The sequence below is a fragment of the Metabacillus niabensis genome, from assembly GCF_020524345.1.
Classification (GTDB): Bacteria; Bacillota; Bacilli; order Bacillales; family Bacillaceae; genus Metabacillus; species Metabacillus niabensis_B.
The window spans coordinates 353,503-379,254 of the sequence record NZ_JAIVLH010000001.1; the positions used below are offsets into that span (position 1 = coordinate 353,503).

The 25,752-nt window shown below is 37.6% G+C and carries 25 protein-coding genes; 24 read left to right on the plus strand and 1 reads right to left on the minus strand.

Annotation, left to right across the window (positions count from 1 at the left end; all coding sequences use genetic code 11):
• The first annotated feature begins 223 nt into the window (after positions 1-223).
• The 12 genes from LC095_RS01820 to LC095_RS01875 all read left to right on the plus strand — a co-directional run bounded on the left by LC095_RS01820 (position 224) and on the right by LC095_RS01875 (position 13,577).
• Positions 224-1,216: a thiamine pyrophosphate-dependent dehydrogenase E1 component subunit alpha gene (locus LC095_RS01820; protein ID WP_226526537.1), complete on the plus strand. Its 993-nt coding sequence runs from the start codon at positions 224-226 to the stop codon at positions 1,214-1,216.
• Positions 1,217-1,228: 12 nt separating this feature from the next.
• Positions 1,229-2,212 (plus strand): alpha-ketoacid dehydrogenase subunit beta, encoded by a 984-nt coding sequence (locus LC095_RS01825; protein ID WP_226526538.1) that lies wholly within the window; start codon positions 1,229-1,231, stop codon positions 2,210-2,212.
• Positions 2,213-2,251: 39 nt separating this feature from the next.
• Positions 2,252-3,490, plus strand: a complete 1,239-nt coding sequence (locus LC095_RS01830) for a dihydrolipoamide acetyltransferase family protein (protein ID WP_226526539.1) — start codon at positions 2,252-2,254, stop codon at positions 3,488-3,490.
• Positions 3,491-3,736: 246 nt separating this feature from the next.
• The gene (locus tag LC095_RS01835) at positions 3,737-5,635 is read left to right on the plus strand and encodes a methylmalonyl-CoA mutase family protein (protein WP_226526540.1); all 1,899 of its coding nucleotides are present in this window, start codon (positions 3,737-3,739) and stop codon (positions 5,633-5,635) included.
• Positions 5,632-7,779: a methylmalonyl-CoA mutase gene (gene scpA, locus LC095_RS01840; protein ID WP_226526541.1), complete on the plus strand. Its 2,148-nt coding sequence runs from the start codon at positions 5,632-5,634 to the stop codon at positions 7,777-7,779. The genes LC095_RS01835 and scpA overlap by 4 nt, the downstream gene beginning before the upstream one ends.
• Positions 7,776-8,786, plus strand: a complete 1,011-nt coding sequence (meaB, locus tag LC095_RS01845; protein WP_226526542.1) for a methylmalonyl Co-A mutase-associated GTPase MeaB — start codon at positions 7,776-7,778, stop codon at positions 8,784-8,786. Before scpA ends, meaB begins: the two co-directional genes overlap by 4 nt.
• A gap of 69 nt (positions 8,787-8,855) precedes the next feature.
• Positions 8,856-9,293, plus strand: a complete 438-nt coding sequence (locus LC095_RS01850; protein WP_026558877.1) for a BrxA/BrxB family bacilliredoxin — start codon at positions 8,856-8,858, stop codon at positions 9,291-9,293.
• Positions 9,294-9,554: 261 nt separating this feature from the next.
• On the plus strand, positions 9,555-10,349 hold the full coding sequence (locus tag LC095_RS01855) for a transporter substrate-binding domain-containing protein (RefSeq protein ID WP_226526543.1): 795 nt from the start codon (positions 9,555-9,557) through the stop codon (positions 10,347-10,349).
• Positions 10,350-10,481: 132 nt separating this feature from the next.
• Complete coding sequence (locus LC095_RS01860; RefSeq protein WP_026558879.1) at positions 10,482-11,144, plus strand: amino acid ABC transporter permease; 663 nt, start codon at positions 10,482-10,484, stop codon at positions 11,142-11,144.
• Positions 11,137-11,859: an amino acid ABC transporter ATP-binding protein gene (locus LC095_RS01865; RefSeq protein ID WP_226526544.1), complete on the plus strand. Its 723-nt coding sequence runs from the start codon at positions 11,137-11,139 to the stop codon at positions 11,857-11,859. The genes LC095_RS01860 and LC095_RS01865 overlap by 8 nt, the downstream gene beginning before the upstream one ends.
• 202 nt (positions 11,860-12,061) lie before the next feature.
• Positions 12,062-13,015, plus strand: a complete 954-nt coding sequence (locus tag LC095_RS01870) for an aromatic acid exporter family protein (protein ID WP_226526545.1) — start codon at positions 12,062-12,064, stop codon at positions 13,013-13,015.
• A 37-nt stretch (positions 13,016-13,052) separates the two neighbouring features.
• Entirely contained in the window at positions 13,053-13,577 is a 525-nt protein-coding gene (locus LC095_RS01875) for a L,D-transpeptidase (protein WP_226526735.1), read from the plus strand.
• Between the two features lie 132 nt (positions 13,578-13,709).
• Here the strand turns inward: LC095_RS01875 and prli42 are convergent, their stop codons facing one another.
• Positions 13,710-13,802, minus strand: a complete 93-nt coding sequence (gene prli42, locus LC095_RS01880) for a stressosome-associated protein Prli42 (RefSeq protein WP_156931818.1) — start codon at positions 13,800-13,802, stop codon at positions 13,710-13,712.
• 160 nt (positions 13,803-13,962) lie between these two features.
• On the opposite strand from prli42, the gene mce reads away from it, so the two are divergent.
• The 12 genes from mce to ureC all read left to right on the plus strand — a co-directional run bounded on the left by mce (position 13,963) and on the right by ureC (position 25,745).
• A complete protein-coding gene (gene mce, locus LC095_RS01885; protein WP_226526546.1) occupies positions 13,963-14,391 on the plus strand; it encodes a methylmalonyl-CoA epimerase in 429 nt (142 codons plus the stop codon).
• On the plus strand, positions 14,381-15,934 hold the full coding sequence (locus LC095_RS01890; protein ID WP_226526547.1) for an acyl-CoA carboxylase subunit beta: 1,554 nt from the start codon (positions 14,381-14,383) through the stop codon (positions 15,932-15,934). Before mce ends, LC095_RS01890 begins: the two co-directional genes overlap by 11 nt.
• 21 nt (positions 15,935-15,955) lie before the next feature.
• Positions 15,956-17,077, plus strand: a complete 1,122-nt coding sequence (locus LC095_RS01895) for a M20/M25/M40 family metallo-hydrolase (RefSeq protein ID WP_226526548.1) — start codon at positions 15,956-15,958, stop codon at positions 17,075-17,077.
• A 153-nt stretch (positions 17,078-17,230) separates the two neighbouring features.
• Positions 17,231-18,262: a CAP domain-containing protein gene (locus LC095_RS01900; protein ID WP_413467440.1), complete on the plus strand. Its 1,032-nt coding sequence runs from the start codon at positions 17,231-17,233 to the stop codon at positions 18,260-18,262.
• A 292-nt stretch (positions 18,263-18,554) separates the two neighbouring features.
• Complete coding sequence (gene urtA, locus LC095_RS01905; RefSeq protein WP_226526549.1) at positions 18,555-19,799, plus strand: urea ABC transporter substrate-binding protein; 1,245 nt, start codon at positions 18,555-18,557, stop codon at positions 19,797-19,799.
• A 166-nt stretch (positions 19,800-19,965) separates the two neighbouring features.
• A complete protein-coding gene (gene urtB, locus LC095_RS01910) occupies positions 19,966-20,868 on the plus strand; it encodes an urea ABC transporter permease subunit UrtB (protein WP_226526550.1) in 903 nt (300 codons plus the stop codon).
• A 15-nt stretch (positions 20,869-20,883) separates the two neighbouring features.
• Positions 20,884-21,957, plus strand: coding sequence for an urea ABC transporter permease subunit UrtC (gene urtC, locus LC095_RS01915; protein WP_413467444.1), 1,074 nt, complete (start codon positions 20,884-20,886; stop codon positions 21,955-21,957).
• On the plus strand, positions 21,932-22,675 hold the full coding sequence (urtD, locus tag LC095_RS01920) for an urea ABC transporter ATP-binding protein UrtD (protein WP_226526552.1): 744 nt from the start codon (positions 21,932-21,934) through the stop codon (positions 22,673-22,675). The genes urtC and urtD overlap by 26 nt, the downstream gene beginning before the upstream one ends.
• A 1-nt stretch (position 22,676) precedes the next feature.
• On the plus strand, positions 22,677-23,378 hold the full coding sequence (gene urtE, locus LC095_RS01925; RefSeq protein WP_226526553.1) for an urea ABC transporter ATP-binding subunit UrtE: 702 nt from the start codon (positions 22,677-22,679) through the stop codon (positions 23,376-23,378).
• A gap of 14 nt (positions 23,379-23,392) precedes the next feature.
• The gene (locus LC095_RS01930) at positions 23,393-23,695 is read left to right on the plus strand and encodes an urease subunit gamma (RefSeq protein ID WP_078432683.1); all 303 of its coding nucleotides are present in this window, start codon (positions 23,393-23,395) and stop codon (positions 23,693-23,695) included.
• A 23-nt stretch (positions 23,696-23,718) separates the two neighbouring features.
• A complete protein-coding gene (locus LC095_RS01935; RefSeq protein WP_226526554.1) occupies positions 23,719-24,036 on the plus strand; it encodes an urease subunit beta in 318 nt (105 codons plus the stop codon).
• A gap of 2 nt (positions 24,037-24,038) precedes the next feature.
• A complete protein-coding gene (ureC, locus tag LC095_RS01940) occupies positions 24,039-25,745 on the plus strand; it encodes an urease subunit alpha (RefSeq protein WP_226526555.1) in 1,707 nt (568 codons plus the stop codon).
• Positions 25,746-25,752 lie beyond the last annotated feature (7 nt).

The following is a 25,752-nucleotide window of genomic DNA, read 5'->3' on the forward strand; positions in this document are numbered from 1 at the left end:
ACGGGCGCTTACGCTTTTGGAAGTATTGTAATAAGTTAATATTTTCTTACTTAGTTCTGTGTCCAGCTCCAGCGCCCAGCGACTAGTGAACTTCACACTCCTCCTTACGATAAGTCAACATCGAATCGCTAACGCTCTTCGTGTTTCCTTTATCTCATACGGAGTGCTCCAGTTCATACGTCGCTGAACGGGCGCTTACGCTTTTAAACTAGGAGGTATACAAATGACAGAAAATCGTCATCAAATGTTAAACCTTACTGATGAAGATGTATTAAATATGTATGAAACAATGTTGTTAGCAAGAAAAATTGATGAACGGATGTGGCTTTTAAATCGTGCCGGCAAAATTCCATTTGTTATTTCTTGTCAAGGACAAGAAGCTGCTCAAGTGGGAGCTGCTTTTGCGCTAGACCGTAATGAGGATTATGTGCTTCCCTACTATAGAGATATGGGAGTTGTTTTAACATTCGGGATGACCGCTAAAGATCTAATGCTTTCAGGTTTTGCAAAAGCCGAAGATCCCAACTCAGGTGGAAGACAAATGCCTGGTCATTTTGGTCAGAAAAAAAATAGAATTGTTACTGGGTCTTCACCTGTTACAACTCAGGTTCCTCATGCGGTCGGTATCGCACTTGCGGGAAGAATGCAAAAAAAGAACCTTGTTACATTTGTGACCTTTGGTGAAGGATCATCAAATCAGGGTGATTTCCATGAGGGGGCGAATTTTGCAGCAGTTCATAAACTGCCTGTTATTTTCATGTGTGAAAATAACAAGTATGCTATTTCTGTTCCTTATGATAAACAAGTTGCATGTGAGAAGATTTCAGATCGAGCAATAGGGTATGGAATGCACGGTGAAACTGTAGATGGTAATGATCCGCTTGAAGTGTATCGTGCTGTAAAAGAAGCAGCAGATCGGGGACGTCGCGGTGAAGGTCCTACATTAATTGAAACAATCTCTTATCGATTAACACCACATTCAAGTGATGATGATGATCGAAGTTACCGGGAGCAAAACGAAGTTGCTGAAGCAAAGAAAAATGATCCGCTCTTAACATTTGCCCAGTATTTAACATCACATGGAATTTTAACAGATGAAAAAGAAAAAGAAATCATCGATAACATAATGACAATTGTGAATGAGGCAACCGAATATGCAGAAGCGGCTCCATATGCGGATCCAAATCACGCTTTAAAATATGTGTATGCTGAGTAGGGGGGAGAAAATATGGCTGTTATATCGTATATTGAAGCCATTACAATGGCGATGCGTGAAGAGATGGAGCGCGACGAAAATGTTTTTGTATTAGGCGAAGATGTTGGCAAGAAAGGTGGTGTTTTTAAAGCAACTGCAGGTCTGTATGACCAATTCGGAGAAGCTCGGGTAATAGATACACCACTTGCTGAATCGGCCATTGCTGGTGTTGGTATTGGTGCGGCTATGTACGGGATGAGACCAGTAGCAGAAATGCAATTTGCTGATTTTATTATGCCTGCTGTAAATCAAATCGTTTCAGAGGCGGCAAAAATTAGGTATCGATCGAACAATGATTGGAGTTGTCCTATAACAATTCGAGCACCATTTGGTGGTGGAGTGCATGGGGCATTATATCATTCTCAATCTGTCGAAGCGATATTCGCGAATCAACCAGGACTTAAGATTGTTATTCCGTCAACACCATATGATGCCAAAGGGCTTTTAAAAGCAGCGATACGTGATGATGACCCGGTTCTTTTCTTTGAACATAAACGTGCATATCGTTTAATAAAAGGTGAGGTACCAACTGATGATTATGTATTGCCAATTGGAAAAGCAGATGTGAAGCGTGAAGGAGATGACGTAACTGTTATTACGTATGGGTTATGTGTCCACTTTGCTCTTCAAGCTGCTGAGCGCTTGTCAAATGATGGTATTTCTGTTCATGTAGTTGATTTACGTACAGTATACCCATTAGATAAAGAAACAATTATTGAAGCAGCTTCCAAAACCGGTAAAGTATTACTTGTCACAGAAGATAATAAAGAAGGAAGTATTATTGGTGAGGTATCAGCCATCATTGCAGAAAACTGTCTATTTGATTTGGACGCTCCGGTTATGAGATTGGCAGGTCCTGATGTACCCGCGATGCCTTATGCTCCGACGATGGAAAAATTCTTTATGATGAATCCTGACAAAGTTGAGGAAGCGATACGTAAATTAGCTGAGTTTTAATAATTTGTAGAAAAGCCTTTTAACCGAGGAGGTTCCATTGTGGCTATAGAAGAAATTAAAATGCCCCAGTTAGGGGAAAGTGTAACAGAAGGTACCATTAGTAAGTGGCTCGTTTCTGTTGGTGAAAAGGTAGAAAAGTATGCCCCGTTAGCAGAGGTCATGACAGATAAGGTTAATGCAGAAGTACCCTCATCATTTAGCGGTGTCATTAAGGAGCTTGTTGCTAATGAAGGGGACACTTTAGATGTGGGAGATGTTATTTGTCACATCGAAGTTGAGGGTGAGTCAGTAGAAATAAAAGATCAACCTTCGAAAATAAAAGAACAAAATGAACAGTTAAGTGAGTCACCCAAAAACAATCAAAACAAAAAAAGATATTCCCCTGCAGTCCTAAAACTTGCACAAGAACATGATATAAATCTTGAACAAGTTAATGGTACCGGTGCGGGTGGACGGATTACACGAAAAGATTTATTAAAAATAATTGAATCAGGCTCAATACCTGCTCCAGTTGCAAAAGAAGAAATGCCTGCACAAATAAAATCTTCTAAAGTCTCAGCACCAGTTATAGCTCAAACAGGTGATCGTGAAATACCAGTATCAGGTGTAAGAAAAGCAATTGCTTCAAATATGGTAAGAAGTAAACAAGAAATTCCACATGCCTGGATGATGATGGAAGTAGACGTGACTGAGCTTGTTAAGTATAGAAACTCAATTAAAGATGATTTTAAGAAAAATGAAGGATATAATCTAACCTTTTTTGCCTTCTTTGTAAAAGCTGTTGCACAAGCTTTAAAAGAATTCCCGCAAATTAACTCAATGTGGGCTGGGGATAAAATTATTCAAAAGAAGGATATTAATATATCAATTGCGGTCGCAACTGAGGATTCCTTATATGTGCCAGTTATAAAACATGCAGATGAAAAAACAATTAAAGGAATTGCAAGAGATATTACTGATTTAGCATACAAGGTTAGAAACGGAAAGTTAACCTCAGAAGATATGCAGGGAGGTACTTTTACAGTTAATAATACCGGTTCATTTGGTTCTGTTCAATCAATGGGAATTATCAATTATCCCCAAGCAGCGATTGTTCAGGTTGAATCCATTGTAAAACGCCCAGTTATTATTGATGGGATGATTGCAGTAAGAGACATGGTAAATTTATGTATGTCCTTAGATCATAGGATTCTTGATGGATTAGTAAGCGGTCGTTTCCTTTCAAGAGTCAAAGAAATCCTTGAACATACAACTAAAGATACAACGCCAATTTATTAACACATCATGAAAAAAGTAATCGATATTTCGGTTACTTTTTTTAATAATAAAGAAACAAAAAAACATAGGCATGTTCATTGCTGTGATGGGAAAATTATAATAGAATAAGATTATAAATAAATGTAAGCGCATACTTTTTGTTGTGATTGCGATTTCTGTAAAGTAACTATCTACAAGGAAGCCCGCATAATATGATATGAGGTAAAAGTTCAAAGGGGGTGTGGGCCTCCAATTTGGAGGTGCAATATGGAGGAGGAACAGAAAACATCTGTAACTAGAGAGAAACATAAAACATGGGAAAAAGAAGTGGAAAAATCATTAAGAGGGAAACCCATAGAAAATTTAATAAAAATGTCTGATGAAGGAATAGCTATCAAAGCGTTATACGATGAATTTGATCTAGATGATAATAAAACGAGTAGAATACATCAAAAAGGAAAAAATCATCAGTTAAAAATCAGTCAATTAATATCAGCAAAAGATTCCCAAGATTTAAAAGAAAAAATAATCTACGCAAAAAAAAGAGGTCAACACTCCTTCTATATGACAAATATTGATTATATAGAAAGAGATCAAGACATGGTTGAGGCTTTTTCTTCAATAGATTGGACTGAGGATGTTGTTTTTATTGATGTGGGAGAAAACATAGGGTTTACGCCTTTGTTCTTTCACCACCACAAGATGCAGCATCAATTTAAACATGTTGTTGGAACGATTGGCTTTGATCCTTATGAGGAGCTTTTACATGAAGGGGAAAGTAAGGTTTCACTTGAAACTAAAATGGATTTTTTGGCTGATACGATTAAATGGTCTGCCGCAAATGAAGGACATGTTCGCTGTCTAGTAATAAAAGGACATATCTATAATGAAGCGGGAGCAAATGCACTTCAAGAGCTAGTTTTTACTTTTTCTCAAGCGATTGATCTGATTAATGAGCTTATAAATAGGGGGATTTCATTTGAAAGTATTGCGAACTCATTAACGATCTCCCTTGGTGTAGGATCAAATTTTTTTATGGAAATCGCTAAGTTACGAGCGGCAAGGGATATATGGGCTTCGATTGTTCAAGCATTTGGTGGAAATGCACATGAGCATAAAGTTAACCTGCATGCTATTACAACAACCTTTAACAAAACCGCATTTGATGCTCATGTCAACTTGCTTCGTACAACAACGGAAAGTTTTTCTGCAGTTCTTGCTGGAGTTAATGAGATAACTATTTTACCTTTTGATCATGTGTTAAATCAATCTAGTATTCTGGCAGAAAGAATAGCAAGGAACACATACTTTATATTGAATGAAGAAAGTTTACTATCAAAGGTTGTTGATCCATCTTCTGGTTCTTATTATGTTGAAACAATAACGAAACAACTTGGGATGGAAGCATGGGAGAAAATAAAAGAAATTGACCGCGATGGAGGGTTTTTACCTCAATTAAAACAGGGAACCATTCAGCATGAACTCGAGAAGATGAGGGAAATACGAATGGCGGTAGTAAATAATAGAGAAAAATTTGTAATCGGAACAAATGCATATGCTCTAACAAATGAAAAAGTAATGGTTAAGAAGGAAGAAAAAGGAAAAATATCTAACAATCTAAATGAGATTAAGCCTTCATTCCAGGAAGTGTTAACCTATATTGATAAAGAGAAAAGAGTTCCGACAATGAAAGGTGACGATCAAAAAGAAAAACTTCAAATTAACCCCATTCAATGTCAAAGATTAGTTGAGCATTTTGAGAGGCTTCGTTTTCAGGCTGAAAAAGCAAAAGAAAAAGGTCGTCTTGACAAAGTTGGAATCATTACATTTGGAAAGTTAAAGAACTATAAGCCAAGCCTTGATCAAATTAGCGGAATCTTAGCAGCAGGAGGAATTGAAATTGAACTTACCTCTTGGGATGACCTAAGAGCTATACATAACCTACAAGTTGTGATTCTATGCGGTAAAAAAGAAGATGTTCAAGTTGTAGATTCCGCTTATATTCAACAGTTAAGGAAAGATAATCCATCCCTCTACATTTATATCATGGGGAATGAGGAAGATATGACAGATAACCTCAACCTATCTGGAGTGATTTCTTTGCATGATGATATCTATCAATTTCTGCTAAACATCCATAATATTTTGGGGGTTAGTAAAGAATGAAAAGACGTGATCTATCTAATTCTCCATTCGTTCAAGTTAAACAGGAACAAAATACAAAAACTAAACCCTTCTTAACAAATGAGCAAATTAAAATAAAGAGTCACTATGATGATCGTGATTTAACTTCTCTTCAACATCTAGGGTCTTTTCCCGGGATAGAGCCTTTTGTAAGAGGTCCATATTCGACAATGTATGTGAATCGGCCATGGACGATAAGACAGTATGCCGGATTTTCAACAGCTGAAGAAAGTAATAGATTTTACCGAAGAAATTTAGAGATGGGACAAAAAGGGTTATCTGTTGCGTTTGATTTGGCAACACATAGGGGCTATGATTCTGATCATCCGCGGGTTACTGGAGATGTTGGAAAGGCAGGTGTCGCGATCGATTCAATCTTAGATATGAAGCAATTATTTGATGGCATACCATTAGATGAGATGTCTGTCTCTATGACAATGAACGGTGCGGTATTACCTATCATGGCTTTTTATATCGTGACAGCAGAAGAACAGGGAGTTCCAATAGAAAAGCTTAGTGGCACAATCCAAAACGATATTTTAAAAGAATATATGGTTCGGAATACCTATATTTATCCACCTGACATGTCTATGAAAATTATAGGTGATATTTTTGAATATACATCGAAAAACATGCCAAAGTTCAATAGCATTAGTATATCCGGTTACCATATGCAAGAAGCGGGAGCACCTGCAGATCTTGAACTTGCTTATACACTTGCAGATGGCCTTGAATATATTCGTACCGGTCTTAAAGCCGGTCTGGATATTGACCAGTTTGCCCCTAGGTTGTCATTTTTCTGGGCAATAGGAATGAATTACTTCATGGAAGTAGCAAAGATGAGGGCCGCCCGCTTCTTATGGACATCGATTGTAAACGAATTTCAGCCGAAAAACCCTAAGTCAACAGCCTTAAGAACCCATTCTCAAACATCAGGATGGAGCTTAACAGAGCAAGATCCTTATAATAATGTTGTTCGTACGTGTATCGAAGCCCATGCAGCTGCAATGGGGCATACCCAGTCTCTTCACACCAATGCATTAGATGAAGCAATTGCATTGCCGACTGATTTTTCAGCAAGGATTGCTCGAAATACACAACTTTACCTTCAACATGAAACCGGGATCTGTGATGTGATTGATCCTTGGGGTGGTTCTTATTATGTTGAATCACTCACCCATTCTTTAATCGAGAGAGCGAAGCTGCATATGAAAGAAATTGAGGAGCTGGGCGGGATGACGAAGGCAATTGAAATAGGTTTGCCCAAGATGAAAATTGAGGAAGCTGCTGCCCGGAGACAGGCGAAAATTGATTCGGGTCAAGAAGCAATCATTGGTGTAAATAAATTTAAGTTAGATCAAGAGGAACCAATCGATATACTATCAATCGATAATCAAGAAGTAAGAAATAAGCAAATTGCAAAGATTACGCAATTAAAAGCAAATCGAGATGATAGAAAAGTGACAAAGGCACTGCAGGCATTAACTAAATGTGCTGCTGCAAAAACGGGAAATTTGTTGGAATTAGCTGTTGAAGCGGCAAGACAAAGGGCCACTTTAGGTGAAATTTCCTTCGCCATTGAGAAGGTTTCAAAACGTCATCAAGCGATGATACGCAGTATTAGTGGTGTGTATAGTTCCGAATTTTCTAATGAAGATGAAATAAAGAGAGTAAGAGAATTAACGGATCAATTCTATCAACTTGAAGGAAGACGACCAAGGATTTTAATCGCCAAAATGGGTCAGGATGGTCATGATAGAGGAGCAAAGGTAATCTCAACAGCATTTGCAGATTTGGGCTTTGATGTTGATATTGGTCCACTTTTTCAAACACCTGAAGAAACAGCTGCACAAGCTGTAGAAAATGATGTTCATGTGGTGGGCTTGAGCTCATTAGCGGCAGGTCACAAAACGTTATTACCGCAATTAGTGGATGAATTAAGAAAGCTTGGTAGGGAAGATATACTTGTTATAATTGGCGGAGTAATCCCATACCAGGATTATGAAGAATTAATGGATAAAGGAGCTGCAGAAATTTTCGGACCAGGAACGGTCATACCTGTTGCTGCCACAAAAGTAGTGAACAAAATTTTTGAAAGACTTGGATATGAGGAAGTCGGCGAATGAAAAAGTTCGTAAAGAAAAAAACGGACACTCCTGTAGAACAGCTTATATCAGGAATTGAAAGAGGAGACCGAGTTTTACTAGCACAAGCCATCACATTGGTAGAAAGTAATGCAAAACAACATTTTGAAAAAGCACAGAATATAATTGAATCATTGCTTCAAAAAAACCATTCTACAATTCGTATCGGAATAACAGGTGTACCAGGTGCAGGTAAAAGTACATTCATTGACTCGTTTGGAATGTATCTCTGTGAACAAGGATACCGTGTGGCTGTTCTTGCCATTGATCCGACAAGTCAAGTTTCTAAAGGAAGTATAATGGGAGATAAAACGAGGATGGAGAGATTATCAAAGCATCCAAATGCTTATATAAGACCCTCTCCCTCCGGTGGAAATCTTGGTGGAGTTAGTAGGAAAACAAGAGAAACGATCATTTTATGTGAAGCCGCCGGGTATAATATAATTCTTGTTGAAACGATGGGGGTAGGGCAAGGGGAATTTCTTGTACGGGAAATGGTTGATTTTTTCCTTCTACTTGTATTAACCGGAGCCGGTGATGAATTACAAACGATGAAAAAAGGAATTATGGAGTTACCAGATTTAGTTGTAGTGAACAAAGCAGATGGAGAAAATATGTCCAGGGCTAACAAAGCAAAAAGTGAGTATAACTCTATTCTTCACTTTTTAACATCCTATACAAAAGACTGGGAAACAAGGGCTGTTACTGCTTCAGCATTGGAGGGAACAGGGGTCGAGGACATATGGGAAATCGTGAAAGACTTTGAGAAGCAAACAAAAAAAAGCAATCTTTTTTATCAAAGACGCAGTGAACAACAATTAAATTGGCTTCATGACCTAATCAAACAAGAGTTATTTCGTCATTTTTACGATCAACCGCTTATAAAAAAAGAGCTTAATGTAGCTGAACAAACGGTTAAAACAGGGACAAAACATGTAAGCAGTACCGCGTTGGAATTAGTGCAAATGTATTTAGAACATAAACGATAAGCGATCTATTTGCCCAATTAATAGAAAGCTTGGTAAAATAGTTTTATTGATGATAAAGGAGAGATTTTTTTGAACATGGATTTTAATTTATTTATGAATGATATTGTGCAACAAGCTCGTAAAGAAATCGTTGCAGCAGGTTATACAGAGCTTACAAGTCCGGAAGAGGTTGATGAGGTACTGAATAAAAAAGGAACAACACTTGTAATGGTTAACAGTGTTTGTGGTTGTGCTGGCGGAATCGCGAGACCAGCAGCAGCACATGCTGTTCATTATGACAAACGCCCTGATCAGCTGGTTACTGTATTTGCAGGTCAAGATAAGGATGCAACTGCAAGGGCACGTGAAATGTTCACAGGATACCCGCCTTCATCTCCATCATTTGCTTTATTGAAGGATGGAAAGCTGCTGACAATGGTTGAACGTCATGAAATTGAAGGCCATGATCCGATGTCAGTTGTAGCGAAGTTGCAATCAGCTTTTGACGAGTATTGTGAAGAGGTATAATAGATAAAAAAGTCAAAGAGACATGGTGATCGTCACATGTCTCTTTATTTTTGGATAATATATACAATGTTTTTGCGGGTTTATTCACTTTTTTGGAAAAGTGTTAATCGTCAAAAAATTTTTATAAATACATTTTTATAAATATTGATTGCATAAATATTAACCTGTGATAAAATACAAATTATCGAATAAATATTAGATAGATTATCGTACATATGTAGATAATACTAAAAAGATAATACATTATAGGAGGAAACTAAAATGAAGAAACTTTCGTTATTCATTATAAGCTTATTAGTTGTAGGTTTACTAGCTGCTTGCGGAACAGCTGAAAAGGAAGGAAATGATACTTCATCAGGTGCAGAAGGAGAGGACAAAAAAGTATTAAAGATGGCAACATCTGCAGATTATCCTCCTTTTGAATATATTGATACGGCAAAAGGCAGTGACATCATTGGTTTTGATATTGATTTAGTAAATGCTCTAGCAGAAAAAACCGGATATGAAGTTGAAATTCAAGATATGGATTTTAATAGTTTGATTCCTGCATTACAAGCAAAACAAATTGATATTGTTCTATCAGGTATGACACCAACACCAGAGCGTGAAGAAAATGTAGATTTCTCAGATGTTTACTATAGTGCAAAACACATGATCGTTTCACTTAAAGACAAGGAAATAAAAACAGTTGAGGAATTAGAAGGTAAAACGATTGGAGTTCAATTAGGATCGATTCAAGAAGAAAAAGCAACTGAAATTTCAGAAGAAGTAGATGTTAAAATCGAAAATCGCAATAAAATCTCTGAATTAGTTCAAGAAATGAAATCAGGCAGAATTGACGCTGCTATTATTGAAGATAAAGTTGCTGAAGGTTATTTTTCAAAAGATGATCAATTAACAGGATTTACACTTGATTCAGCTGAAGAAGCTGGTTCAGCGATTGCATTCCAAAAAGGAAGCGAATATACAGAAGAGTTTAATAAAGCATTAAATGAAATGAAAGAAAACGGCGAGCTTGACGAGTTAATCGTAAAATGGTTCGGTGGGCAGGAATAAGGGTAAATTGGAATTGATAGAGAGAGGCTAACTCAGAAGGGATTCCCTTAAGCTTGAGTCAGCCCTTTTTTATGGATGACAGTTTCTTTTATCAGAACTAATTATTGAATTGGAAAGGAGTTAGAGAAGGAAATGGATATTTTGAATTTTTCTTCAATTGTTCCTTCACTTCCCTTTATTCTTGAGGGAATCTGGGTAACTTTAAAAATTGTTGTCTTATCATTGTTGCTTGGATTTGTGTGGGGAATTATCCTTGCTTTATTTAAGATAAGTCGAATTAAGCCATTAATGTGGATTGCAGATGCGTATACATCCATTTTTAGAGGGACTCCTCTAGTTCTGCAATTATTGATTATTTATTTTGGTTTACCGCAAATTCTCGGGTTTCCAATAGACCCATATCCAGCTGCGGTTGCTGCCTTTACATTAAATTCGGGAGCATATATTTCAGAGATTATTCGTGCTGGAATTAATGCTATAGATAAAGGTCAACAAGAGGCATCAATGGCATTAGGTGTTCCGTATTCAAAAATGATGAAGGACATTATCTTACCACAAGCATTTAAAAACATCTTGCCTGCATTAATGAATGAATTTATTACACTAACTAAAGAATCCGCTATTGTAACGGTAATCGGTGTACAAGATATTATGAGAAGAGCATATCAAGTGGGGGCAGATTCTTATAATTATTTTGCGCCATTAATTTTTGCAGGATTAATTTATTATCTATTAGTCATGTTCTTAACACTTCTTGGTAAAGGAATAGAAGGGAGAATGAGACGAAGTGATTAAAGTAGACAATTTGCATAAATCATACGGAAAATTAGACGTTTTAAAAGGAATATCAACGACAATTGCTTCAGGTGAGGTAATTGCCATCATTGGTCCTTCTGGTTCAGGAAAATCAACCTTTTTACGTTGCATGAATCTATTAGAAAAACCTACTGATGGTAAAATTCATATAAATAATATCGATATAACGGATCGTAAAACAGATATTGCGAAAGTTAGACAAAATGTAGGAATGGTGTTTCAGCATTTTCATCTTTTTCCTCATAAAACCGTACTGGATAATATTACGTATGCACCAATTACGGTCAAGGGTCTCTCCAAACAAGAAGCTGAGGAGAAAGGGAACGATTTATTGAAAAAAGTAGGTCTTCTGGAAAAGGCTGATGCATATCCTAATCGTTTATCCGGAGGGCAAAAGCAACGGGTGGCCATTGCGAGAGCACTTGCGATGAATCCGGATGTTATGTTATTTGATGAGCCAACATCTGCGCTAGATCCGGAGATGGTAAAAGAGGTTCTGGAAGTAATGAAGGATTTAGCGCAAACCGGAATGACGATGGCGATTGTTACACATGAAATGGGCTTTGCAAAAGAAGTCGCAGATCGAGTTCTTTTCTTAGACGGAGGATTACTGGTAGAAGATGCACCTCCTGGTGATTTCTTCACAGTGCCAAAGACAAAACGCGCACGGGAATTCCTGGAGAAGATGCTTTAAAAAGATGAATATATTTGAAAAAAGGTGGTCAAATTGATCATCTTTTTTCGTACTATCAGAAAGTATATAAATTTTATGGATAATAGTATAAGAAAAACTAAGGCTTTCGCCATTAGGACTTGACGATAAGCCAAGTGTTTCTAATCTTTTCTTGTTAATTAGTGTAAACTATTCAACAGAATGATATGTTAAGGAGTTTTTTATGTTTAAAATAGGTTACCGTACGGCAAAAACTGCATTAGGTACTACGATTTCGATTATACTGGCACAGTTTATCGGCTTAGAATATTATACATCTGCAGGAATTATCACCATTTTATGCATACAAGTGACAAAGAAGAAATCACTCAGGAGTTCGTGGGAACGATTCCTAGCCTGTTCCCTTGCCATGATCTTTTCTTTTATTTTCTTTGAGGGAATTGCTTATCATCCGTTAATTATAGGTTTATTATTACTACTATTTATACCTGCTACTGTCATCGTGAAAGCAACTCAAGGCATTGTAACAAGTACGGTCGTTATTTTTCATCTATTTAGTACAAATCACATAACCTTTCAAGTTATCGGGAATGAATTATTACTAGTGACAATAGGTATTGGGGTTGCACTAGTGATGAATTTGTATATGCCGAGTGTTGAGAAGAAATTAAAAAACTATCAAATTCAAATTGAAGAGAATTTAGCAAGTATTTTTCACGAAATTGAACTTTATCTCATTCAAAAAGATAGAAGGTGGGATGGAAAAGAAATTACCATAACAGCACAGCTGATAAATGAGGCAAAAACATTGGCGTTTCGTGATGTGGAAAACCATTTTTTACGGCATGAAAATTCATATTATCACTATTTTAAAATGAGAGAAAAACAATTTGAAATTATCGAGCGCGTCATTCCCAGTATTACGTCTATACATATTGCAGTCGAGCAAAGTAAAATGATTGCTGACTTTCTACATGAACTTAAGGTAAATATCCATCCGGGCAATACTGCTCATAAGTATTTAGTCCAGCTACTTAACATGAAGAAGTCTTTTGAAGAAATGGATTTACCGAAAACCAGAGAGGAATTTGAAGCAAGAGCAGCTTTGTATCACTTTATAAGAGAGATGGAGCAATATCTTATTATTAAAAGTCATTTTAAAGGAATGGAACCTTAAAGTAATGATCATATTAAGGGAAAAGGATGCTGATGAAATGAGGTATTTGCTTCTCTTTCTTTTTATCGTTCAATCCCCAATTTGGCCTCTTGGAGAAAATCCCGTGCCTGGTGATCCGTATCTCATTATAAATAAACATAAAAATGAGATGGCATTTGTTCATGAAAATGAAATAAAAGAGATCTATCAAGTGGCGACTGGTATAACAGAAGAGCTTACTCCTGAAGGAGAATTTACCGTAACCGTTAAAGCGGTTGATCCATATTATCGTAAGAAGGACATCCCTGGCGGTGACAAAAGAAATCCGCTTGGGACCAGGTGGATTGGGTTTGATGCTGAAGGAACAGATGGACGGACATATGGAATACACGGGACAAACAATGATAAATCAATAGGCTCCTATGTTACGCAGGGCTGTGTAAGATTGCAAAACAAAAAAGTGGAAGATATATATGAAAATGTTCCTCTAGGTACAAAAGTTTTCATTACAAATTCTGACCGATCGTTTGAACAGCTAGCTATCGAAAATGGAGCTATACAAAAAGAGTCTGCACCTCAATAAATTGAGGTGCAGACTCTTTTTTGAATGCTCAGATAGTCTAAAACTTTATATAAGATCGTATAAGTAAACGTAGGCTCTCTTAATTAAGTTAGATTGGCTAATTTTTTTCATTAGTAATGGATATGAAATTTCCTAAAACCAAACAGAAACTCCTGCAAGTAATGTCGTAATCAGCATAACTCCAATCATTAAATAAACAACAACTTTTTGTGTTTTACGGGACATTTTTCTTCACTCCTTGTAAGTATTATTCTATCGTGAATGGATCGTTCGGACAACCGTTAAAATGTGAAATTAATTCGTCAAAAATAGAGGGATTTCTTTTGAAGAAAGAGAAGATTATTATATCTTGATAACGTTTGCAAAAAAGGAGTGGATGTTACCAATGGTAAGAAAAGTTGATCATATTGGTATTGCTGTGCATTCAATTGAAGAAGCATTGTTTTTCTATAAAGATATTTTACAACTACATTTTTTGGGAATGGAAGAGGTATATGCTCAACAAGTAAAGGTCGCTTTTTTATCAGCTGGAGGAGAAACAAAGATTGAATTACTCGAACCAATGTCAGCTGATAGCCCAATTGCGAAATTTTTGGAAAACAAAGGAGAAGGTATTCATCATATAGCATTCGGAGTGGATGATCTTTCTATTCGGCTGGAAGAACTAAAAACACGCGGCATTCCGCTTATTGATGGAGTTCCACGAAAAGGAGCAGATAATAACCGAATTGCTTTTCTCCATCCTAAAGCAGCTAAAAATGTATTAGTTGAGTTATGTGAAAAAAGCCATGGTGGTGATCGAGATGAATCATGATATTTATGACAAAATTAATGAATTATATGATAAAAGACGTGAAGTAGAGCTTGGTGGAGGGGATAAAAAAGTAGAAAAACAACACGAAAAGGGAAAACTAACAGCGAGGGAGAGAATTGACCTATTACTTGATGAGGGATCTTTCGTGGAAATAAATCCTTTTATCGAGCATAGATGCAATGATTTTGGACTTTCTTCTAAGAAAGGTCCCGGAGATGGTGTTGTTACCGGGTATGGTAAAGTAAATGGAAGACCAATTTATTTGTTTTCACAGGATTTTACTGTTTTTGGTGGAGCGCTTGGAGAAATGCATGCAAAAAAAATCACTGCTGTCATGGACCTTGCCGCAAAAAATGGAACACCTTTTATCGGTCTAAATGACTCGGGCGGTGCGAGAATCCAGGAAGGTGTGGTATCATTAGATGGATACGGACAAGTTTTTTATCGAAATACGATCTATTCAGGAGTGATTCCCCAAATTTCTGTCATTCTTGGACCTTGTGCTGGTGGAGCGGTCTACTCGCCGGCCATTACTGACTTTGTATTTATGGTAGAAAAGACTAGTCAGATGTTTATTACAGGGCCTAAAGTGATAGAAACTGTCACAGGAGAAAAAATCAGCTCTGAGGATTTAGGCGGAGCTAATGTACATAATACAATTAGTGGTAATGCTCATTTTTCAGGAGTTACGGAAGAAGACGTCTTACTAAAAGTACGAAAATTATTAAGTTATTTACCACAAAATAATGAACAAAAGCCACCTGTTTCTCAGTATAGTGGGGAATCTGATTATCGCCCGGATTTAACGGAGCTCATCCCATTTGATACTGTTCGTCCCTATGATGTTCGCCTTGTTGTTGAACAGGTAGTTGATAGTGGATCTTTTTTTGAAATACATAAAAACTTTGCCAAAAACATTGTGATTGGGTTAGCGAGGGTTAAAGGAAAGGTCGTTGGTCTTGTTTGTAATCAGCCAAAGTATTTGGCAGGCGGTTTAGATATTGATTCATCTGATAAAGCGGCCAGATTTATTCGCTTTTGTGACTCATTCCAAATACCGTTAATTACATTTGAAGATGTTACAGGTTTTTTTCCGGGCGTTAAACAGGAGCACGGTGGAATTATCAGACATGGTGCGAAAATTTTATATGCATACTCTGAAGCAACAGTTCCGAAATTAACAGTTATCCTGAGAAAAGCCTATGGTGGTGCATATGTTGCATTGAATAGCAAATCTATAGGAGCAGATCTTGTTTTTGCTTGGCCTAATGCAGAGATAGCGGTAATGGGTCCTCAAGGAGCAGCTAATATTATCTTTGCAAAGGAAATTGAGGAAAGTTCAGATCCTGAATTAACCAGAGCCCAAAAAATCGAAGAGTATCGAGAAAAGTTTGCAAACCCTTATGTTGCTGCAAGTCAAGGAATGGTTGATGATGTCATTGATCCGCGGGATACTAGAATTAAGCTTATTCAGGCTCTCGACATGTTAAAAACAAAAAAAGAAAGTAGACCAGCAAAAAAACACGGGAATATTCCCCTTTAACTTAATTGGAGGTAATGAATGATGATCAATAAACAACGATTACTTGATGAATTTTTAGAGCTTGTTCAAATTGATTCGGAAACAAAATTTGAAACAGAAATTGCAAAAGTGCTTAAAACTAAATTCACAGAACTAGGCTTAGAAGTGATTGAAGATGACTCCATGAAAACAACAGGTCATGGAGCTGGAAACTTAATCTGTACACTTGAAGCAACAACTGAAAATATCGATACAATATATTTCACATCACACATGGACACAGTTGTTCCAGGTAGAGGCATTAAACCTAGCATTAAAGATGGGTATGTAGTGACAGATGGAACGACTATTCTAGGTGCAGATGATAAGGCTGGACTAGCGGCTATGCTTGAAGCAATCAAGACCCTGAAGGAACAAAATATTGCACATGGTAAAATTGAATTTGTAATTACTGCTGGTGAAGAGTCAGGGCTTGTGGGTGCTAAAGCGCTGGATCCTGGCCTTATGACGGCAAAATATGGATATGCGCTCGACAGTGATGGCAAAGTGGGTACAATCATTGTAGCTGCACCAACTCAAGCCAAAGTAAAAGCGACGATTTATGGAAAAACTGCACATGCCGGTGTAGCTCCGGAAAAAGGTGTTTCTGCTATCACAATCGCTGCAAAGGCTATTGCCAAAATGCCGTTAGGCAGAATTGATCATGAAACGACAGCGAACATCGGTCGCTTTGAGGGTGGGACACAGACTAATATTGTTTGTGACCTTGTTCATATTCTAGCTGAAGCAAGATCGCTTATACCGGAAAAAATGGAAGCACAAGTGAAAAAAATGAAAGAAGCATTCGAAAGTGTTGCCTCTGAAATGGGTGGAAGAGCTGAAGTAGAAGTGGATGTTATGTACCCTGGATTTAAATTTGGTGATGGCGATCATGTTGTTGAGGTGGCAAAACGAGCTGCAGTTAAAATAGGTCGTGAAAGTGAGCTTCAAACAAGTGGTGGCGGCAGTGATGCAAACGTCATTGCAGGGAATGGTGTTCCAACTGTTAATTTAGCTGTTGGGTATGAAGAGATTCATACAACAAACGAAAAAATGCCAATTGAAGAACTTGAGAAAACCGCTGAACTGGTTTTGGCTATCATTCAAGAAGTGGCACAACCATAACACAAAGAGACTGTCTTATATGAGACAGTCTTTTTGGTGTTTATTACCCGAAATGTATGAATTCCTCCATTACACAAGTTTATTACCATCATACTTTTAAGAAAAAGAAAGAAAATAAAGGGGTAGGTGATTATATAAAAGGAGGGGTTTGTGTTGATAAAAAAGAAGTTTGGATTAGTGGCAACTAGTGTAATGATTGTTGGTCTAGTAGCATGTAACAACAATGAAGGTGCTTTAGATGGTGAATATAGAGATAACGTTGATGTTGCAGAAAATGTAAATTACCATGGGCGTAGCTATGGTCCGCTTGCTCGGGATATCGATACGAGAAATCCTGACAACAACATGAACGACGATGATTTCAGTAATGTACCAGACCGGATGCTAACGAAAGATCCAAATGGTATGACAATATCAAGTTCAAAAACAGAGTTATCAAGTAAAGATTATCCGCATACAAGAGCCATTGCTGTTCAAGAAGCTAAATATAAATTTATAAAAGCAAATTCAAAAGAAGAAGCTGAAAAGCAGGCAAGACAATTTATTGATCAGCAAAAGCAGCAAGCTCTTCAATATGGAAATCAAATTGCAAAACAATATCAATCACAGCAACAACAGTCGGCAAACAGACAGCAGGCACCTACTGATAGACAGCAAGCACAAAATAATCAACAACAGCAAAATCAAGCTCCTGCTGAGCAACAAGAGCAAGCGACTGATCAGCAGCAAAAACAAGAACCAGCTCAACCTCAACAACAACAACCAGCTGCTGAAGCACCAAAGAAAGATGAGCCTCAGGCTCAAGGTGTTAGTCAAGTTGCACAACAGGTTATTGACTTAACAAATGCTGAAAGAAAAAAGAATGGTTTACCAGCTCTTAAAGCTGACACACAATTAAGCGGTGTTGCTCAGAAAAAGTCGGAAGATATGCGACAAAATAATTATTTCTCACATACAAGTCCTACCTACGGTTCACCGTTCGATATGATGAGAGATTTTGGTGTGACGTACAAAACGGCTGGGGAAAATATTGCTCAAGGTCAACGATCAGCGCAAGAAGTCGTTCAAGCTTGGATGAATAGTGAAGGGCATAGAAAGAATATTTTAAGTAAAGATTTTACTCATATTGGAATTGGTTATGACTCTAATGGACATCACTGGACTCAAATGTTTATTGGAAAATAACACCTCTTGAGGCTATCTAAATATAGATAGCCTTTTTTATTATGTTATAAAATCTAACAATGGAAAAATTAACGATAAAAACCATATTTAATACGAATGAAAGCAGATACGAGGACCATAAATAATAGCGTTTGCAATAAAAAGTTTTTAAAATTTTCAAAAAAATATTGTTAAGTTAGGGAAATTATGTATAATTTGAATATATAGATGTTAACTTTTCTTACATAAAAGGTTGGTGTTTATAACGTTTAGTGTAAAGAATAAGGAAAGAAGGAGTGTTGTTGTGTTGAAAATGAAAAAAGGTTTTTTGGCAATGATGATGTCTGTATTTATGCTCGGTGCGTGTGCAGCCCAAACGAGTGAACCATCTTCAGGAAATGGAACGAGTGATTCATCTGCAACTGTGAGTACTGAAAGTGATACAGTTCAGGTTGGAATTTTGCATTCGTTAAGCGGAACAATGGCAATAAGTGAGGTTTCTTTACGTGACGCAGAGCTAATGGCAATTGAGGAAATTAATGCAGCAGGAGGAGTACTAGGAAAGCGGATTGAACCAATAGTTGAGGATGGTGCTTCTGATTGGCCTACTTTTGCTGAGAAGGCTAGAAAACTTCTTCAACAAGATAAAGTAGCTACCATTTTTGGCGGATGGACATCTGCAAGCCGTAAAGCGATGCTTCCAGTTGTTGAACAAAATAACGGTTTACTATGGTATCCGGTTCAGTATGAAGGGATGGAACAATCTCCAAATATTTTTTATACAGGAGCTACAACGAATCAACAAATCGTTCCTGCAATTGATTGGATGTTAGAAAATCAAGGGAAGAATATTTTCTTGGTAGGATCTGATTATGTATTTCCCCGTACAGCAAATAAAATTGTAAATGCACAATTAAAAGCAAAAGGCGGAACAGTAGTTGCTGAAGAATATACACCTCTTGGACACACAGACTACAACACAATTATTAGTAAAATTAAAGCCGAAAAACCAGATGCTATTTTTAATACATTAAACGGAGATAGTAATGTTGCATTCTTTAAGCAACTTAAAGATGCAGGAATTACTCCAGAAGATATTCCGGTTATGTCAGTAAGTGTTGCTGAAGAAGAAATACGCGGGATTGGTACAGATGTATTAGAAGGTCATTATGCTGCTTGGAACTATTACCAAACAACGGATACTCCCGAAAACAAGACATTTGTAGAAAATTATAAAGCTAAATACGGTGAAGACCGAGTAACAGGTGACCCGATTGAAGCTGCTTATATTGCTGTTTATTTATGGAAAGAAGCTGTTGAAAAAGCTGGATCATTTGAAGTGGATAAAGTTAAAGAAGCTTCTGATGGAATTGAATTCAAAGCACCTGGTGGTGTTGTGAAAATTGATGGTGAAACACAGCATATTTATAAGACTGTCCGAATCGGAGAAGTTCAGGCTGATGGCCTTTTCAAAGAGGTTTGGAATTCAGGTGAGCAAGTAAAGCCTGATCCATACTTAAAGTCGTATGACTGGGCTGAAGGTTTGAGTCAAGAATAAGTAAAGTAATAGATACCTAGCTTGCAAGATTTGCTAGGTATCTAAAAATCACAAGAAGGTAACAAGCGAAATAGGACCGGAGAAATGACACGCATCCTCATGGGATAATCTGGCTTCATCATTGTCATACTTATCTGTTATCTTCACAGTAAAGGAGGAAAAATCCTTGTCGATTATTATTTCACAATTATTTAACGGGCTAAGCCTAGGATCGATTTTATTATTGATTGCTCTAGGTCTTGCGATCACTTTTGGGCTTATGAATATTATAAACATGGCTCATGGAGAATTTATCATGATTGGAGCATACACAACATATGTACTCCAACAAGTGTTTGTTCAATACCTTCCGAAATCTTTATTTGATTATTATTTTATTCTAGCCATACCAATGTCCTTTATAGTTGCTGCGCTTATTGGTCTTATTATGGAGAAAGCAATTGTAAGATTTCTGTATGAAAGGCCACTTGATAGCCTGCTGGCGACCTGGGGAGTCAGCCTTATATTACAGCAAACAGCCCGGTCGATTTTTGGTGCCCCAAATGTTGCGGTTGTAGCTCCAGATTGGTTAAATGGAGGCATTGCTGTAGCTGGACTTACTTTTCCGTACAAACGTCTATTTATTATTGCTCTTGTACTCATTAGTATTCTTTTGTTGTTTATCTATTTATATAAGACCTCATCAGGAAGAAGAATGAAAGCAGTAACGTTAAATCGTGAAATGGCGTCTTGTCTGGGGGTTTCAACTAGAAGGGTAGATAGTACAGCTTTTGCTCTGGGAAGTGGATTTGCCGGGATTGCCGGATGTTCATTGACGTTAATTGGTTCAATTGGTCCAACGCTTGGAACGTCATATATAGTAGATGCTTTTATGATTGTTATCTTAGGTGGGGTTGGAAAATTAAAAGGAACAATCCTGGCAGCCATTATGTTAGGTGTTTTAAGTACATTTGTCGAGTTATCTACTAGTGCAACGATCGCAAAAGTAATTGTTTTTGCATTTATTATCATTTTCCTACAGTGGAAGCCAACTGGTCTCGTCAATGTAAAGGTTCGGGCATTAGACTAACGGAGGTGCAGTATGATTAAAAAATATAGTCAAGGTGCTTATTATGGAGTCTTTTTCCTCATGTTACTTGTAGCTCCATTGCTTCTTTCCGAGTTTAGAATGGGTTTGTTGGCAAAGTTTTTATGCTTTGCAATTATCGCAGTTGGAATAAGTTTGATATGGGGGTTCACAGGTATTTTAAGCTTAGGTCATGGTGTTTTTTTCGGGTTAGGTGCTTATTGTATGGCTATGTATTTAAAGCTTGAAGCGTCACCTTCAGGCATCCCGGATTTTATGGAATGGAACGGGATTACTGAAGTACCTTTTGTGTGGACGTTGTTTAAAAATCCTGTTTTTGCGATATTAGCAGCGGTATTGTTGCCGTTTATCATTGCTGTTGTAATCGGATATTTTACATTTAAAAATCGTATTAAGGGAGTATTTTTTTCACTAATTTCTCAAGCTGTTGTTGTGGTAACTGTTACTTTATTTATCGGGGGACAACACATTACCGGCGGTACAAGTGGATTGACGAACTTTTTTACAGTCTTTCAAGTGCCATTAGCAGATCCAGCTACGAAGAAAACTCTATATTTTGTAACAGTGGCTTTACTAGCCATCACTATGGCGGTAGCACTATTGGTAACAAAGTCTCGATTTGGACGGTTGCTTATAGCGATCCGGGATGGAGAAAACCGCCTTCGATTCCTCGGGTATAACCCTACATTTTATAAAGTGTTTATTTACGCATTATCAGCAGCATTTGCAGGAGTGGCCGGAGCACTTTTTGTTTTACAAGTTGGCATTATAACCCCGGAAATGATGGGGATCATCCCTTCAATAGAAATGGTCCTGTGGGTAGCAATTGGAGGTCGTTATTCCATTTTAGGTGCCGCTATTGGTGCTATTTTGACAAACACAGCCAAAAGCTTTTTGAGTGAATCATATCCGGATTTCTGGACGATCTTCCTAGGTGCATTATTTTTAATTGTTGTTCTATATTTACCAAATGGCTTAGCTGGTTTAGTTGAACAATTGAAGATGAAATTTTCTAAAAAAGAGAAGGTAAAGGGGGCGAAACAAAGTGAAGCCGATACTCTCGTGTCATGATGTTGTGGTTGATTTTTCGGGCTTTAAGGCTTTGCAAGGAGTTAATTTGGATGTGGAAAACAGCGGAGTTTTGTTTTTAATTGGTCCAAATGGAGCTGGGAAGACAACGTTATTAGATGTGATCTGTGGAAAAACCAGAGCCACAGGAGGAGAAATTACCTTTAAGGATGAGATTTCATTAGTAAAACTTCAAGAACAGAAAATTGTTGAAGCAGGTATTGCTCGTAAGTTTCAAGCTCCAAGTATTTTTTTACACCTGACTCCTTTTGAAAATTTAGAAATTGCCATGAAACAAAAGAAAAAATTATTTGCTATTCTTTTTGCTAAATTGACAAATGTACAAAAAGACAAAATTAATACGATGTTAAGGAAAATTGGATTATTTGAAGTTAGACATGAAAAAGCCGGATCCTTATCACATGGGCAGAAGCAGTGGCTGGAAATCGGAATGCAATTAATACAGGAACCGACATTATTATTACTAGATGAACCGATCGCAGGAATGTCTGGTGAAGAAAGAACAAAAACAGGTGAATTAATTTTAGAAATTTCAAAAGAATGTTCTGTCTTAATTGTGGAACATGATATGGATTTTGTGCGGAAATATTCTTCTCAAGTGGTGGTTATGCATGAAGGGAAGGTACTTTGTCAGGGTGAGATGAAGGATATTCAGGAAAATGAAGAAGTGAAAAATGTATATCTGGGAAGGAGCGGGTAAAATGCTTCACGTATCACACCTGCAAGCGGGATATGATGAGACCATTATTTTAAGGGATGTAGATTTTGAAGTACCTAAAGGGAAAATTGTAGGTCTTCTTGGACGTAATGGTGTAGGGAAAACCACTTTAATGAAAGTGTTAATGGGCCTGTTGCCTATGAAGGAAGGAAACATTCAGTATGAAGGGAAAAAACTAAAAAAGGAAAGACCGGAACATCGTGCAAGATCCGGAATTGCTTATGTACCACAAGGTAGGGAAATCTTCTCTGATCTAACGATTAGAGAGAATCTTCTACTAGGAATGGAAGCATTACCGAAATCTAATCGTTTGACAACCGTACCTGAGGAAATTTTCACATGGTTTCCGGTTCTAAAAGAAATGATTGATCGAAAAGGCGGGGATTTAAGTGGGGGGCAACAGCAACAGCTGGCTATAGCTAGAGCCTTAATTTCAAATCCGAAATTATTGTTATTAGATGAGCCGATGGAGGGGATTCAACCTTCTATTGTTCAGTTGATTCAAGATGTGCTTGTTCAAATTGCTAAGGAAAAAGAGATGGGAATTATGCTGGTGGAACATAATTTAGATGCAGTATTATCCTGTGCAGATCAATTTTATATACTTGATAGAGGGCGAATGGTGATGAGTGGAAGCTGTGATGAAATAAAAGAAGAGGATCTTCAAAGGCACTTAGCGGTATAAGGAGGTAAGGTAAGATGAAGCTTACATCTCGTGAGCAAGAAAAACTGATGATTGTTGTTGCGGCAGATTTAGCCAGACGGAGACAAAATAGAGGCTTAAAGCTTAATTATCCGGAAGCTATCGCCATTTTAACTTATGAGGTACTAGAGGGAGCCCGTGATGGTAAGACAGTATCGGAACTAATGCAGTATGGCCGTCAAATACTGTCGAGAGATGATGTGATGGAGGGGATTCCGGAGATGATTCATGACATACAAGTTGAAGCAACGTTTCCCGATGGAACGAAGTTAGTGACCGTTCATGAACCAATACAATAGTTTTTAGTCAGGAGTGTGGAAAAATGATACCTGGTGAGCTTAAGCTCAAACAAGAACCCATCATTTGTAATCAACATAAACAAACGATGCAATTGGAAGTAATAAACAATGGTGATCGTCCTGTTCAAATTGGCTCCCACTTTCATTTCTATGAGGTTAATAGGTCACTTGAGTTTGATCGAAAGAAATCCTATGGAAAAAGATTGAATATTCCGGCAGGTACGGCTGTTCGATTTGAACCTGGTGATAAAAAAATTATCGAGCTCATTTCCTTTTCGGGAGAAAGAAAAGTTTACGGACTTAATAATTTAACAAATGATGCACTAGATAAAGGAGTGTAGATATGAGTTTTCGTATGTCGAGACATCAATATGCAGACATGTTTGGTCCAACAGTTGGCGACCAGGTGAGACTAGGAGACACGGAACTTTTCATTGAAGTAGAAAAGGATTATACGACTTACGGTGACGAGGTGAAATTTGGTGGTGGTAAAGTAATACGTGATGGAATGGGACAGCATCCTTTAGCAACAAGGAAAGAAACTGTTGACCTTGTTGTAACGAATGCTCTAATTCTTGATTATACAGGGATATATAAGGCGGATATCGGTATCAAAGAGGGAGTGATCACATCGATTGGAAAGGCAGGAAACCCTCTTATAATGGATCATGTTGATATTGTCATTGGAGCTTCTACAGAAGTAATCGCTGCCGAAGGACTAATTGTTACAGCAGGGGGAATTGATGCACATATTCATTTTATTTGCCCTCAACAAATTCGGACGGCGATTGAATCAGGAGTTACAACGATGATCGGAGGAGGAACTGGTCCTGCAACCGGTACGAATGCGACAACTTGCACTCCTGGGGCATGGAATATTCACCAAATGCTGAAAGCTGCTGATGAGTTTCCAGTTAATTTAGGTTTCCTCGGGAAAGGTAACGCTTCCAATGAAGTGGCTTTAATTGAACAAATTCAAGCAGGGGCAATTGGACTTAAGCTTCATGAAGATTGGGGAACAACGACATCAAACATTGATAAAGCATTATCAGTTGCTGATATATATGATGTTCAAATCGCAATACATACCGATACCCTTAATGAAGGTGGTTTTGTAGAGGATACATTAAAGGCTATTGATGGCCGTGTCATACATACATACCATACGGAAGGTGCCGGTGGGGGGCATGCACCGGACATCATAAAGGCGGCATCGTACCCGAATATACTTCCGTCCTCAACAAATCCGACGCGTCCCTTTACAGTTAATACGATTGCAGAACATTTAGATATGTTGATGGTCTGTCACCATTTAGATCCGTCGGTTCCTGAGGATTTGGCTTTTGCAGATTCACGTATTCGAAAAGAAACAATTGCAGCTGAAGACGTTCTTCACGATTTAGGCGTTTTTAGTATGATTAGCTCTGATTCTCAGGCAATGGGCAGAGTTGGTGAAGTCATCTCTAGAACTTGGCAAACAGCAGATAAGATGAAGCGCCAACGGGGTAACCTTGTTGAAGGAGAAGAAAATGATAATGCAAGAGCGAAAAGATATATTGCCAAATATACGATTAATCCAGCTATCACACATGGGATTTCTGAATATGTTGGATCAATAGAGGTAGGGAAAATGGCTGACTTTGTCTTGTGGAATCCGGCTTTTTTTGGTGCAAAACCTGAATTAGTTGTGAAGGGTGGGATGATTGTATGGAGTGTAATGGGAGATCCGAATGCATCTATTCCAACACCGCAGCCAGTATTATATCGCCCGATGTTTGCGAATTTCGGCAAGGCAAAGCATTCAACATCAATGACATTTCTTTCAAAAGTAGCATTTGACAATAACATACATGAAGAGCTTGGGCTTGAAAAAAAGATTGGTGTTGTCAAAAATATTCGCCAACTTAAAAAGAAGGATATGAAATTAAATGGAGAAACACCAACTATCGAAGTTGATCCGCAAACTTATGAGGTCATGGTTGACGGTGAGTTAATTACTTGTGAGCCAGATGAGAAGGTTTCATTGGCGCAACGATATTTTTTATTTTGAGGTGAAA